Here is a 12456-nt window from a genome sequence, read left to right on the forward strand (position 1 = left end):
GATCATGTCCGCGTACATTGTCTTCACTAGAATTAAATCCATCGATCAAAAAGAGCTCGAAAAATATCGGACTGGAATCAAAGCAACGATGAAGGATCATCCTATCGAAGTGCTCGTAGCCGATGGAAAGCACGAAGTCCTTGAAGGTGATCCGATTGAGGGAATGGTCATTGTGAAATTCCCGAGCGTAAAAGCCGCAAAGGATTGGTGTTACAGCGAGGCCTACCAAAACGTCGCCAAGCACCGCAAGCACGGGGCGATCTATCACGGACTCATTGTTGAAGGTGTCAGCTGACGGAGAAGAAATGCATGCTCAATGACGCCATCACCCCCTTCACCCTCATCCTGGACCGGGGACCACTTCGCCGCCTGGGAGGAGCCAGCGTGGAGATTCGCGTCTGCTTCGCCGAGGTGTGCTGACCCCGGCAAACTAACTTGCCGGATGAGGATTTAGCAGAGCCCTGATCGGGGCTGTCAAAGTCAAACGAAAAGAGGAAAGCCATGATTGACCATATTTATCTCCCCGTCTCTGACCTGGAACGGTCGAGCGAATTTTACAAGAAGCCGCTTGAGCCGCTTGGCATCGACATGCCCTACAAGTTCGATCAACTGCACGGTTTCGCGATCAATAGCAATCCGGGTTTCTGGCTGAAGAATGGCGAAGTCGCCAAAGACCTTTACGTCGCATTCACCGCCAGGAGCGCGGACGCTGTCAGGGCCAGCTACAAGGCGGCGATAGACGCGGGAGCTACTTCAAACAAGGAACCGAGCCTTCGGCCCGAATGGCGTGCCGACTACTTCGCGGCGAACATCGGCGACCCGGACGGATACAACATCGAGATTGCCTATAAGCCTTGGCTCTACAAATAAAAGGTAAGAGCCATCTACCCATCTGAGGCCAGCCGCCATAACCCGGCCCTTGGCATTCCCGTAGCGAGGGCGAGGCGCAAAGTATCTTGGATTGCTTGTCGATGGGGACGTTACGGAAAGTATCGATGAGCGGATGAACGGATTCTTTCCGGCAATCACCTTTGGCATTTGCGCCAAGGCGAGTACTTCCCGCTCCCAAGGGAATCATCGACTCAGTGCAAGGTCGCCTCCGCAACGCCGGCCAGCGCACAAAGCACAACGACAGCGAACGGTGGGACCTTCCAGCGCGTCAGCAGAAAATAGCCGATGGCTGCAATGGCAAAGTCAAGCTCCGAGAGAACCGCACTGGTCCATACCGGTGAGTACAGCGCGGTGGCCAGCAGTCCGACGACTGCAGCATTCACCCCGGCAAGCAGTGCAGCCATCGACGGGCGGGCGCGCAGCGCTTGCCAGTAGGGTAGCGCCGCGAGCACGAGTAGCAGACCTAGGAGGAAATTGCCCGCTGTAGCGAGCAATGCGCCGGCCCAGTGATTCGGCGCTTCGGCCATCATCCAGCCGAGAAATGCGGCGAACGTGAACAAGGGATCTGGAACTGCCTGCGCGGCACCGTAGCCTGCAAGAAAATCGTTTGGCGAGATCCAGCCGGTCGCGACGGTTTGCTGTTGCAGAAGCGGGAGCACGACGTGACCGCCGCCAAACACCAGAGCACCCGAGCGGTAGAAGGTTTCGAAGACCTTGACCGCCTGACCCGCGTGGAGTCCGACCAGCGCTGGAAGTCCGAGCAGCAGGACACAGAAGAGGATCAACGCGACAGCACCCACCGTGCGGGAAACTCGGATTTCGTGAGTGTGCTGTGGTACGCGACTGGCGTCTGACGATCTCGTCGTCTGGCACAGCGCGAGGCCGAGCACAGCACCGAGGCCGATAACGATGAGCTGCGCGCATACGGTCGTCAGAATGCTCAGCGCCACAATGGCGATGAACGCGTCATGTCCTCCACCCCTCCATCCATTTTGAACTGGCTTTCTGGCACTTGTACGTTTTCAACGCGCGGCTTATCGGCGGTCAGGTCCGTTTTTAGCACGACCAGTTCATGTGTCAGACCGGTGTCCGGTGCGTTGCTTACCCCATCACCCTCTCCTTGGTATGGTCCGCGTGATACGCACAGTGCTGGAATAAGCCGGCGTGCTTCATCGTTTACCCATCAGGCAACCACGTCCCGAGCGGCAAGCCATTACCGCAGCTAAGCCCGCGGCGTGAATTTGCGCAAGCACACCGATGTGCTGGGTGACGCCGATGACACGACGTCGAAAACGTCGGGGATTCAGGTGGCCATACATCATGAACAAACTGCTTCGTTTCGGGACATTGCTCGTCTGTCTCGGCTTCGCTGCGCCTCTACTCGCGCAAACCTATGACGATCAACCGGTGCCGGCCGACAGCACGGACAGCACGGACAGCACGAATTGCCGCGCAGTTGTCGGGCAGGCAGAAATCGATGGGACGATGCAGCAGGTCGTCGGACGTGCGTGCCTGCAAAGTGATGGGACCTGGCAGATTGTGCAAAGCCCGGATGGCAGCGTGCTGTGGTACCCCGTTGCAGCCTATCCCTATCCCGACCCCTGGTGGTGGGGACCGCCGATATTCATTGGTGCGGGCGTGAGCTTTATCTTTGTCGACCATTTCCATCACTTCCACCACTTCGACCACTTTCGTCAGATGGGGCACGTTCACTTCGCATCAGCTGGAGCGGGCTTTCATCGATTCCCCGGCGGTGGTATGCGTGGTTTCGGTGGGATGAGGGGATTCGGTGGCATGCATGGGTTCGGCGGAACGCATCGGCGCTAGTCCACCTTTCCCTATCCGCGCCTCTCGCAACACTCATATGAGATCGTCCAGCGCGGCCGCTCAGGAACGCATTAGAGCCATTCGGGGGCAGTAGGGCAGCCGGTCGCCGTTAGCCGGCAAAGACGTCTGCTTGACGCTGACGGCAAGCACGTCCATTGAGGAGTTTGTCGTGAAAAGCCTGAAGATTTTCGTCTCGCTGGCGGTGCTGGCCGCCGCCTGCGTATCCGGGTCCGCAGATGCCGGGCGCGTCCGGGTCTTTGTCGGCGTTGGCACCCCTTTCTTCTATCCGTTCGCTCCGCTCCCGTACTACTACTATCCGCCCGTCGTCGCCGTGCCGGCCGCTCCGGTGAACTACGTGGAACAAGGTCAGCCGTCAGCCGGCCCGGGCCAGTACAGCGGCGCCTGGTACTACTGCGATGCGTCCAAGGCCTATTACCCCTACGTGAAGCAGTGCCCCGGCGGGTGGCGTGAGGTGTCTCCGCAGCCCGCATCTTCCCGTTGACAATCAACTGGCTGTTCAAAGCGCCATGAAGTATTTAAGACTTGTTCTGCTTGCCTCGCTGACCTGTGTCAGCGGGTGCTCCGTTCTACCGACCGCTCCGAGCGTGATGGCGTTGCCCGGTACCGGAAAGACGTTCGACCAGTTCCGCGCAGACGACGCCTCATGCCGGCAATTTGCGTTCAGCCAGGTGGGCGGAGTGTCGGCCAACCAGGCGGCAACCGCGAGCGCGGTGGGTAGCGCAGCCATTGGAACAGCACTCGGCGCGGCGGCGGGCGCGGCGTTCAATGGAGGCGCCGGCGCGGCCGTAGGTGCGGGTGCCGGCCTGCTCGTCGGGAGCGCGTTCGGCGTGGGCGCAGCACAAGGCTCAGCCTACGACGTGCAGCGCCGCTACGACTACTCGTATGTCCAGTGCATGTATGCCGCCGGCGATCGCGTCCCGGTCCGCGGGCACATGATGGTCGCGCCGGGGGGCCGGCCCTATGTATTGCCGCCACCACCACCTCCTCCGGCGAGTTGAGGCTGACGCTCGAACAGGCATTGTATAGAATCGGAACACGACAGGATTCTCCACAATTCTGTCAAACACGGGAAGTATCCGAGGGATACTGAATCATCCCGGAAGATGCAACGAGACAGGTACTCTCCGCGACCATTCTGAAGATAGAAAAGATAATCGCAGAGCGGAAGTCCAAACCGTCTTCGCTGGGCTGGATCGCGCCGTTCAGCGAAGTTTGCGAATGTTTGCTGTCGAGTCATGCGAACGACTGAAAAAAGGTCGCTCAGCGACGCTCGAACCGCGAAGCAAAGGTACAACCTGTTCGGGGGGAGCCAGCTCGATTCACTTTCGTCTCAACCGACATACGCGGAACATCCATATTAGTTCGCATCAAACTCGCCCTTACGCTGGCCACGCTCGCGTTCGCTTCCGTAACGCTCGCACAGACGCCAGTTGTCAAGCCGGAACACATCCGTGGTGAGATCATGTCCCTCGACGGCGATATCCTGAAGGTGCATCGCCGCAGCGGCGAGACCGTTTCCATCGAAGTCCAACCTGCCGCGACGGTCTCGGCAGTCAAGGCGATCCAGCTGTCTGAGATCAAGGTCGGATCGTTTGTGGGCACGGCAGCGATGACGGGAGCCGACGGCAAGCTGATCGCCACCGAAGTACTGCTCTTCCCGGAAGCGGTGGCGGCACGGGTGAGGGGCACCATCCCTGGGATCTGGGTCCCAACAGCACGATGACGAATGCGAACGTCGATAGCGTTGTCGAAGGCTCATTGCCAGCAGACCTTTACCTCACCCTGGCGGAATAGAACGGTCCCCCCACACGTTTATTAACGACAGTGGCGCGCGATGCTTCGAGCCCACTCCGTACCGGGATGTGTCGTTCCTGAGCGCGAAGTAGGCGTTATGCCAGGAGCCCCGATCCGCAGGCCGCCTGTGCGAGCCTCGCTGCTGCGGGCTTGCCGACCTGGCGGAGACCAAGCGCGGGAAAATGGGTCGGCGAAGGCAGCCAGACCCATTACGCCGTTGCAAGTACACCGTTACCCGGCAAGGGTGCGTGCTGGGCGCGGCTGCGCCGGGAACTGGCCGCGGGCGCTCGCGTATGGAAATGACAGGGCCGTCTGACATACAAAGGGAACCGCCCGTCCGGGTTTGCGATGGACCGGGAATCTGGTTCCAGGAATGGTGATGGTTCGAAGGGCATACGGCACCTGGCGAGACCGCGCTCAGAGGAGATGACAATGAAAGCGACTCGACTATTGGTAGCATTCCTGATTGTTTTATCGGCTGCCGTGGCGGGATGCTCGCGGGACGCGAGCACGCATGGCGACACAACGTCCAGCAGTGGAAACAACGGTGGCGGTAGCAGTGGCGGTAGCGGCGGATATTGATGACTGTGGTGGAGTCGCAGGGGTCGGGATTACTTCCATGAGTATCGAAGCCAGACAGTTAGGCCGGGCGAGCGCGACAGGCTGGTCCTGCGCGACGTGCATCGCAGGCACCATCGCATGCCCGTCGGGCAACGCCGGGCCCTGCCGTTGGCCCATGCGCGACATTCCGTTTTTACGAGGCACCGAACCGGGGTAGTGTGAAACGCGCCATGAACGACGATAGTGATTGGGGGAGACAAGGCTCGAACGCGCTGGATCTGCGGCCGCTATCGGCGTTTGCCGACAATGAGCTGTCCGCCACGGAACGCTCAGCCACACTCGTCCGGATGACGATTGACCGCGGGGCGGCCGACCGTGTGGCCGGTTACCGCGCGCAAAAGGCTGCGCTGACTGTACTGTTCGGAAATCCGCGAGACGGTGCGCGATGTATTGTCGTGCGACACCGGACGCCGTGGTGGCGGCAGGCCGGTGTGGCGGCAGCTTGCATGGTTATGGGCGTCGCGCTCGGCTCGTCGCCCGGTTGGGTGTCGGCGAATTTCGCGGCCGATCCATCCGTGTTCGCGGAGCGCGCCGACATCGCTTTCGCGGTGTACGCGCCTGAGCAACGCCACCCCGTGGAGGTAGCGGCGCCGCAACGCGATCAGCTGGTCGACTGGCTGTCACTGCGCCTCGGTCAGCGGTTGTCGGTGCCTTCGCTTCGGGACTACGGGTATTCGCTGGTTGGCGGTCGTCTGCTGCCCGGCGAGTCCGGTCCCGCCGCGCAATTCATGTATCAGAACGCGGCCGGCATCCGGCTCACGATGTACGTCGCAGCAGTTCCAAAGGGCGCGACGGCATTCCGCCTGTTTCGTAACGGCAATCGCAGCACGTTCTACTGGGGGAGTCAGGGGACGGGATGCGCGCTGACTGGCCAGATCTCCACGGTGCAATTGCGATCCATGGCGATCGACGCATGCAGCATGCTTGGGCGGGCGTTCAGAAGCCGGGAAGCCAGCGACGGTTTGAACCCATGATGCTTTGCGGAGTTCGCATTTCCGATCATCCAGCAAACCGGGACACGCTGCCTGCTGCGGGTTGGCAGGCAACCGCGCGGACGTCGATCAGTTCCGGTGTCTCACGGCTGACGAACAGGCGACGTCGTTGCGAACGCGGATCGAAAACCACTCACTTCTGTCCCTCACCGACGCTCAGATCCTCTCCCTGATTCGCCATAGTGTCCGCGATCTCGGCCTGCAGTTCATCGCGCGCACCGTCGAGCACGATGCCCGCAGCTTTCGTGAAGAGGGACTGACTGAAAAGCCGACCCGCATCGAACTCATGAACGTGCACGGCGTGCGCTTGCTTGTGCCTGGACATGGACCGCTCCGTCGAGGCCACCAGCGCACTATGCCCAGCGTGTGAGACTGCTGTTCGATCTTCAGCACCCGTGGCCCAGTGGCGAAGCCGCATTATCCGTCTCATGTAAGGCAGCCGCAGTGATGATTTCGGTTGTGCTGGATTCCACCATCACGTGTCCGGTGTTCGGACACAGGAAAGACGAGGCGATGCCCACCAACGCCTGCGTGTGGCTTCCCGAATGCGAGAATTGCAAGGCAGTGCTCAGGCCGGAACCTGGAGATTGTTGCGTGTACTGCTCATACGGCACCAACCGGTGCCGTATGAGCAGTCAGGCCGCTGCTGCGTTGACTGACCCGCATGCGGTCTACGCTGCTGGCGGCATTGCCGTGCGTTTCGCTCTGGCAATCGCGACACCACGCGTAGAGTGCGTCACACATCACCATGCCATGTGCAAGCATTTCCTGGTCGCACTCAAATAGTCGAGAGCGGCCGAGAGACAAGGCGTGGAGAAGGGCGGACGTACGGAGCGTACGAGCGGAGGATGGTGAAGGTGCTGTCTGGTGTGTAATTCCGGCTACTTGTGCGGGCCACCCCCGTGCGATCCGCTCGCTCCCGACGGCTGAAAGTCACTGCCGAAACCACTCGAGCCGAGCCCGCCGCCGTGGCCTTCGGCGCGCGCTTCGCCGTGCCCGCCGCGTGCCATGGCGCCGCCGTGATGAACGTCACGATCATGGTCAGGGCCGCGATGAAAATCGAAGTCATGGTCATGGTCATGACGATGAAAGTGGTCGATATCGACAAAACCGAGAAAGCCGCCTCCGTACAGGGGATACTCATAGTCGGGACCGCAGTAATATTCGGCGCCCGCAGGATTCGTCATCATGTACGCCTGATCACAGGAATTCATCGATGTGTCGTAAGGTGCTGCGGCACAGCCACCCAGCACCGCGGCTGCAAACATCCCCGTCAAAGGGGGAAAAATCATGTGTTGCACGGTAAGACCTCATCTAATACGGCGGAACGACTCCGCTAAAGATTTAGACCGCGACGCGGCATGCATGTCCGGGGGCCGTGCAGGGGAATTTCGTTACCGCGTGTGACAAAACGAGGTCGCCGAATCCCTCAAGCCCCACATTTTCTCTTCGCTCCCGTGTGCGCAACGGCTTACCTTCAAGCGCCGCGCGCAGCAGTCCGCTGTTGGATCGAATGAGGTGCGATTGTCGATTGCTCATCGAAGTCTGCTGCAGGTTCGGATATGTCGTATAAACGGTTTGCCGCAGTGGTCTATTCCATTTTCCGGGCAAAGATCGTTGCTGGGCAAGTGCTAACGCTGCGCCGTCGCTCAACCCGTTCGCGTCAACCTTCGTCGACCGGTCTCATGCCAACGGGAATCATTGGAACGTGGCGCGTCAAAGAACGCATGACCCAAGCCGGTCAGGGGGAACGAAGGCAGGACGAAAGCGATACCGGCCACCGTTGCGCCGACGACGCGGTAATGTACGTAGCCGAGGTAAATGCCACGATGTGCTGCGAAAGGACCCGGCATCATTTGAGCCAGCGCCAACCCATCCTTGTAGTCCTGTTCGCTGATCCAGGCCCGGCGCTCGACCTGGTCGCGGTGCATGTAGCCGACGAGCGCCACCGGGCCGCCAAAACCGAAGGTGCCGAGCCGCAGCATATAAAGGACCATCTGGCCGAGCGTGTAGCCGGGCGAGGTCGCCGTCGTGGTGTTCATGACCGGCCCGCCGCGTTGCTGTTTTTTGTGCTCGCCGTAAAGTTTGCGTAGATTGAATCCAGCACGCGACCCATCTCATCGAGCAGTTGATCGTCGTCCAACGCGCGTTGCCGAGCACCAGCCATCACCGCTTCGAAGCCGATCGCCTCGGGCACCGGTGCTCCGCCAACATCGAGCGCGTGCACCATTTCACCGAGCCGAAGAAGCGCCGCGTCGTCGTCGAGGCCGAAACTCACGAGTAGTACCTCAAACGTCACGCGCACGCCGACCTGCGTAAAGGCAGCGCCGTCGAAGTCGAATCCGAGTGCATCCGGCGGGCAGGCCTCTGGCGAATCCAGCCAGAGGAATCGCATCTTCGGGTCGATGAAGCGACGGATCAGCCATGCGCTTGCGACACGGTCGACCCATAGCCTTTGCCGGGTTGCCCCTGTGCGGGCCTGGTACTCGTCGCGCCATAACGGCCGGATGGCCCGCTCTGCGGCATGCGGCTTACCCGGTGACGGGACCGTTTCCGCGAGCGCCACAACGTCTTCCCAGGCGACTTCGGCGTCGGTCGATGCCGGATTGCGCGTCATTCCATCGCGCATCATTGCCCACCATTCTCGAAAGGCATCTTCCAGACGGTCAAGGTATTTGTGTTGTCGTCGACCGCGGCAAAGCGCACGAACTACTGACGCGGCTGCGTGAACGCCAATCCGAATGCACCGGCTTGAGCGGGGGCGACGGCAAACAGCGAGACCAACGCCAAGCCGGTCAGCAGCACCAGATAGGCCAGCCTGATGGTCTTCATGATGTCGATTCCTCATACTTATGAGTCATTCTCTCGTCTGCTGGTGGTCGGTGCGGTGTGGAGGACGGTCATTGATTTCCGGGCGGCACAACCGTTGCTCGACGCGCCCCGGCAAGCGGTGAGCCATAGCCACCGGATTGCGTGTTGTTGGGCAAGCCGTTTGCCAGTTGCGCACGCGGATCGTCAGGGTTCAGCGGTAGTTCACCCGCTTGCCTGGCTCCATGCGTGGGATATGCGCTCCCGAGCGGAGCATTCGGCATTAGCGCAAGGCTATTCTCCGGTGAATAGACGTCGTCTTGTGCGGAAGGCGGTCGAGCATGAGCGCTCGAGCCGATGGAGAACAAAACCGATCCTGAAATCAGACTGGCAAGCAACAGAGAGTTTTTCATCGCGATCTCCCGGCATGGCCGTTGCACGAGGGGCGTGCGTCACGCTCCCCTTTGATTCCCACATATGCGTACTTCGAATCGATGGCACGTGCAAAACACCGATTCATATAGGATTGCTAGATAATTAGCGGGTCGAGCCGGCACTGAGACAGCGGCTCGTTTGGGCGCGTCTGTCGGCAGGCTTACCGAGGAAGACCGTTCCTGGTTGATGTTTATTCCCGCGTCATACAGGCAGCTTGCGCCAGGTGCGGAGCATGCGAGGCGACGCATCGTGCGCACATCGACGGCCTGACGAAGTCAGTGTCCGAAATCGATCGAGCGCGCAGGAGTCTGCGCGGTTGGCTTCCCTGTTTCGGATGAGCCGTACTGTTGCGTTCCGCCCATGGACTCGACAGCCCGTTGCTGGTCGATTTGGGCAGCGTTTTGGGCGGCGACTCTCGCCTCCGCAGCCTGAATATCGGCGGGGTAGTTCGCATCGTCTTCAGCCGCCGGATTGTATCCGGCTTGTTCGAGTCTTTTGAGATCGGCGCGTACCTGTGCTCTGGTAAGTGGGACGGACGCGGACTGCGCAAAAGTCAATGAGGAACTGACGAGCGCACTGAGCGTCAACGTCAGCAGGGCGAGTTGTTTCATGATCTGGATTCCTTCCAATAAAGGACCGGTTTGCCGGGGAACGAGTGAGACACGGAGACATCCGGCTCAGGAGCCGCCGAAAAAAATATCGCAGAAGCTAACCGGTCCGACGCAGGCCGGTGAGGCGGATGGAGACGTCTTGCGCTTGATGTGACCGGCGTCGCTCCTGCCTGTCATTTCGGCGCCCGTACCGCCGTAGTCTTTTTGGTGCTTGAGCCCGGCGGCTTGCTCTTCAGAGATCGGGGCGACGTCGGTGGATGATGCGTCGGTGGCAGAATTCAAACCGTTGCTTTCGGCTTCGATCAATTCCTGACGCACTTGCTCTCGGGTCTTTTCTTGAGCCGGCGCGCTGGTGGAAATCCCTACTCCGGCGTAGAGAATCAGGGAAACAATCACGATTCGATTTATCACTTTAGACTCCTAATTAGACGATGAGAATGAAATGGTGATTCATTTTTTCCGCGCGCTTCAATGTGAGTGGGCCGAAACGCTGTAGTCGTCACGAGGCCTGCTCACGCAAAGGTATACCTGGGACCGGCGCCGCTTATTCCAACGGCTTCTATGGTTTTGTACAAAACATGAGGCACTGACGAACGCGTCGCGCAGCGAGTTGCTCCAGCAGGACCATGGCGGCATCGGGTCGTTCCACCACTGACGACGTATTCACCGCAGCTGTACGGCGCCACGTCGAGGATCGCCCTCAGCGACTCGGCGCTCCTCTATCAGTTCGATCCGAAGTGGCAGCGTCGGATATCCAATGCGTCAGCACGAACGACGGAAGCATTGGACCCGAACTTCGTGCGCTGTACGTGGCACATCGTTGGAATAAACCGGCCCACTCTCCGGTATACCGCTCATACGCTGGAAGCGCGGAGGATACGAAGATGGACGACGAGGAGAGGCAAGCAGAGGACGTTCCAAGCCAGTCGCAACGGGATCTCGCCGACCATTGCAAGTCGGGTGAGGAACCATGGCCATCCTTGATTCGGCTGGCGCTAGCATGCTTTGGCCACTGCACAGGTGCGCGCCGCGCCCCATGGTTTGGGACCTACCGCTGGAGGCAACTGATCTGCTGGATTCGTGGATTGCTGAGGGTCGCCCCAGAAGGGCAGCAACGCAGACTGAGGCCTACGTCATCGAGCGGGCTCGTCGACGGAAAAGCTTGGGCGGCGCGGGGCCGAGTGAAATGCTTATGCCATACGGACGGCTCGGGCGATTGTATTGCAATGGGATCGGGAACAGCAACGCTTCGTCAGACGCCAATCCGCCGACCGACTCAAGCCCGCGCACGAAAGGCGACGATGAATTTCAGTAATTTCTGAAGAACTACTGACGCCGCCGGAATTCTGCTGATGAACAACCACGAGGCCGGAAGACCGGGGCCGGGGCGTGCCGGGATGCGACGGGCCTCGCAAAGGCTGCAGTTCTGTTCCGGCGTGGTGGCTGGCGGCTATTGACCGACTTCTCGCTGGCACGCGGGCGACCGTTCCGACGCGTCGCAGACGGCGGAACAGTCAGGGGAGTATCGCGCGCTTGACAGGGCCCTGCAGGCGTTGTGTGCCATGTCCGCGTCATTGCGAAACGAACCGCCCTATGTGGTGCTGCCTGTACGCGTTCCCTGGTTGCAGCGGTTGGCAACCGGCGCAGCGTGGTGTACGGCCGGCGCGCCGTTGGCAATATTATCGAGAATCCCGCCGTTGCGGACTTGAAAGCGAACACCTTCGTGTAGGTTGGCTTCGCACTCTTCACGCCGCGATCCTCTGCGTAATTGCCATTACGGCAACCTAACGCAACTTGTCAATGTGGTTGCATTGGGGCAGGTGGGCTCACCCGGCCCTGCTCAGATCATGTCGTCAGTGGCGTTTGAATGGCGAACAAGTCGTTCGCGCCGAACCAGGGAACATATAAGAGCGCAACACCCGGAATAAATCGCGGCTCGCGGGAGTTATGTTTGATGGCGGCGCTATCGGTGCCGCATTTGCCATCTCGACTTTAACCCTGACCCAAGTCTGGCGACGGAACGTACAGCGCATCAGCCACTGTCGGTGTCACCAAACAGAACGTTCAAACCTGCAGGAGTTCAGAATGAACAAGTCTCGCATCCTTTCCACTTTATTCATCGTCTTCGCGCTTGCACTTTCGTCTTTGGCATCCGGCTGCTCGTCGGAAAGTGGCGCGGGTATGTCCAACGCGGGCAGCAGCGGAGGTAGCGCGGGCGGCTACTGACCGGTTGCCTGCGCGCCACAGTAGCGTACGTTACAACGGCAAAACCAGCTTTCCGACAATCTCAACATGGCGCAGCGCCGACTTTGGGAGCAATACGCGGCAGACTGTCCGCAGTAAAGCGCGATCGCGACGGCGCACGCCAGATGACTTCATGGCCGTAAGCGCGTTCCACATCAGCCAGCGAAGGTGGCACCGATCAAGGCCTTACCGGAGCTTCGTGCCGCTCTTCG

The 12456-nt window shown here is 60.1% G+C and carries 14 protein-coding genes and 4 pseudogenes; 9 read left to right on the forward strand and 9 right to left on the reverse strand.

What is annotated here, in order from left to right:
• The first annotated feature begins 4 nt into the window (after positions 1–4).
• Both GNZ12_RS34785 and GNZ12_RS34790 read left to right on the forward strand, forming a co-directional pair.
• Positions 5–295: a DUF1330 domain-containing protein gene (locus GNZ12_RS34785; protein ID WP_172316505.1), complete on the forward strand. Its 291-nt coding sequence runs from the start codon at positions 5–7 to the stop codon at positions 293–295.
• A gap of 206 nt (positions 296–501) precedes the next feature.
• Positions 502–870, forward strand: a complete 369-nt coding sequence (locus tag GNZ12_RS34790) for a VOC family protein (RefSeq protein WP_172316506.1) — start codon at positions 502–504, stop codon at positions 868–870.
• Positions 871–1082: 212 nt separating this feature from the next.
• Here GNZ12_RS34790 and GNZ12_RS34795 read toward each other — a convergent pair.
• Positions 1083–1856 (reverse strand): annotated as a pseudogene (locus GNZ12_RS34795) (chromate transporter); the annotation flags it as partial.
• A gap of 355 nt (positions 1857–2211) precedes the next feature.
• On the opposite strand from GNZ12_RS34795, the gene GNZ12_RS34800 reads away from it, so the two are divergent.
• The 5 genes and pseudogenes from GNZ12_RS34800 (at position 2212) to GNZ12_RS34820 (ending at position 6128) form a co-directional block, all read left to right on the forward strand.
• Positions 2212–2718: a hypothetical protein gene (locus GNZ12_RS34800; protein ID WP_172316507.1), complete on the forward strand. Its 507-nt coding sequence runs from the start codon at positions 2212–2214 to the stop codon at positions 2716–2718.
• Positions 2719–2887: 169 nt separating this feature from the next.
• Positions 2888–3220: a hypothetical protein gene (locus tag GNZ12_RS34805; RefSeq protein ID WP_172316508.1), complete on the forward strand. Its 333-nt coding sequence runs from the start codon at positions 2888–2890 to the stop codon at positions 3218–3220.
• 25 nt (positions 3221–3245) lie between these two features.
• Positions 3246–3737, forward strand: a complete 492-nt coding sequence (locus GNZ12_RS34810) for a hypothetical protein (protein ID WP_172316509.1) — start codon at positions 3246–3248, stop codon at positions 3735–3737.
• A 356-nt stretch (positions 3738–4093) separates the two neighbouring features.
• Positions 4094–4521, forward strand: a pseudogene (locus GNZ12_RS34815) (hypothetical protein); the annotation flags it as partial.
• An 803-nt stretch (positions 4522–5324) separates the two neighbouring features.
• The gene (locus GNZ12_RS34820; protein WP_172316510.1) at positions 5325–6128 is read left to right on the forward strand and encodes an anti-sigma factor family protein; all 804 of its coding nucleotides are present in this window, start codon (positions 5325–5327) and stop codon (positions 6126–6128) included.
• Positions 6129–6279: 151 nt separating this feature from the next.
• Here GNZ12_RS34820 and GNZ12_RS34825 read toward each other — a convergent pair whose 3' ends face one another.
• Entirely contained in the window at positions 6280–6471 is a 192-nt protein-coding gene (locus GNZ12_RS34825) for a hypothetical protein (protein WP_172316511.1), read from the reverse strand.
• A 188-nt stretch (positions 6472–6659) separates the two neighbouring features.
• On the opposite strand from GNZ12_RS34825, the gene GNZ12_RS45790 reads away from it, so the two are divergent.
• Positions 6660–6932, forward strand: coding sequence for a GDCCVxC domain-containing (seleno)protein (locus tag GNZ12_RS45790; protein WP_456238565.1), 273 nt, complete (start codon positions 6660–6662; stop codon positions 6930–6932).
• Between the two features lie 95 nt (positions 6933–7027).
• Here GNZ12_RS45790 and GNZ12_RS34830 read toward each other — a convergent pair whose 3' ends face one another.
• The 7 genes and pseudogenes from GNZ12_RS34830 to GNZ12_RS34855 all read right to left on the reverse strand — a co-directional run bounded on the left by GNZ12_RS34830 (position 7028) and on the right by GNZ12_RS34855 (position 10411).
• A complete protein-coding gene (locus tag GNZ12_RS34830; protein ID WP_172316512.1) occupies positions 7028–7360 on the reverse strand; it encodes a hypothetical protein in 333 nt (110 codons plus the stop codon).
• Positions 7361–7864: 504 nt separating this feature from the next.
• Positions 7865–8188: pseudogene (locus GNZ12_RS34835) on the reverse strand (chromate transporter); the annotation flags it as partial.
• A pseudogene (locus GNZ12_RS34840) lies at positions 8185–8748 on the reverse strand (chromate resistance protein ChrB domain-containing protein); the annotation flags it as partial. The pseudogenes GNZ12_RS34840 and GNZ12_RS34835, both read right to left, overlap by 4 nt.
• 107 nt (positions 8749–8855) lie before the next feature.
• A complete protein-coding gene (locus tag GNZ12_RS45135) occupies positions 8856–8978 on the reverse strand; it encodes a hypothetical protein (RefSeq protein WP_268959075.1) in 123 nt (40 codons plus the stop codon).
• Between the two features lie 68 nt (positions 8979–9046).
• Positions 9047–9367 (reverse strand): hypothetical protein, encoded by a 321-nt coding sequence (locus tag GNZ12_RS34845; protein ID WP_172316514.1) that lies wholly within the window; start codon positions 9365–9367, stop codon positions 9047–9049.
• A gap of 297 nt (positions 9368–9664) precedes the next feature.
• Positions 9665–10000 carry a DUF4148 domain-containing protein gene (locus tag GNZ12_RS34850; protein WP_172316515.1) on the reverse strand — a complete coding sequence of 112 codons (336 nt, stop codon included), beginning with the start codon at positions 9998–10000 and terminating at the stop codon, positions 9665–9667.
• Positions 10001–10066: 66 nt separating this feature from the next.
• On the reverse strand, positions 10067–10411 hold the full coding sequence (locus tag GNZ12_RS34855) for a DUF4148 domain-containing protein (RefSeq protein ID WP_172316516.1): 345 nt from the start codon (positions 10409–10411) through the stop codon (positions 10067–10069).
• 1674 nt (positions 10412–12085) lie between these two features.
• Between GNZ12_RS34855 and GNZ12_RS34860 the strand changes: the two genes are divergently transcribed.
• On the forward strand, positions 12086–12226 hold the full coding sequence (locus GNZ12_RS34860) for a hypothetical protein (protein ID WP_172163275.1): 141 nt from the start codon (positions 12086–12088) through the stop codon (positions 12224–12226).
• Positions 12227–12456: the final 230 nt, after the last annotated feature.

This window comes from Paraburkholderia solitsugae, assembly GCF_013177695.1.
Classification (GTDB): domain Bacteria; phylum Pseudomonadota; class Gammaproteobacteria; order Burkholderiales; family Burkholderiaceae; genus Paraburkholderia; species Paraburkholderia solitsugae.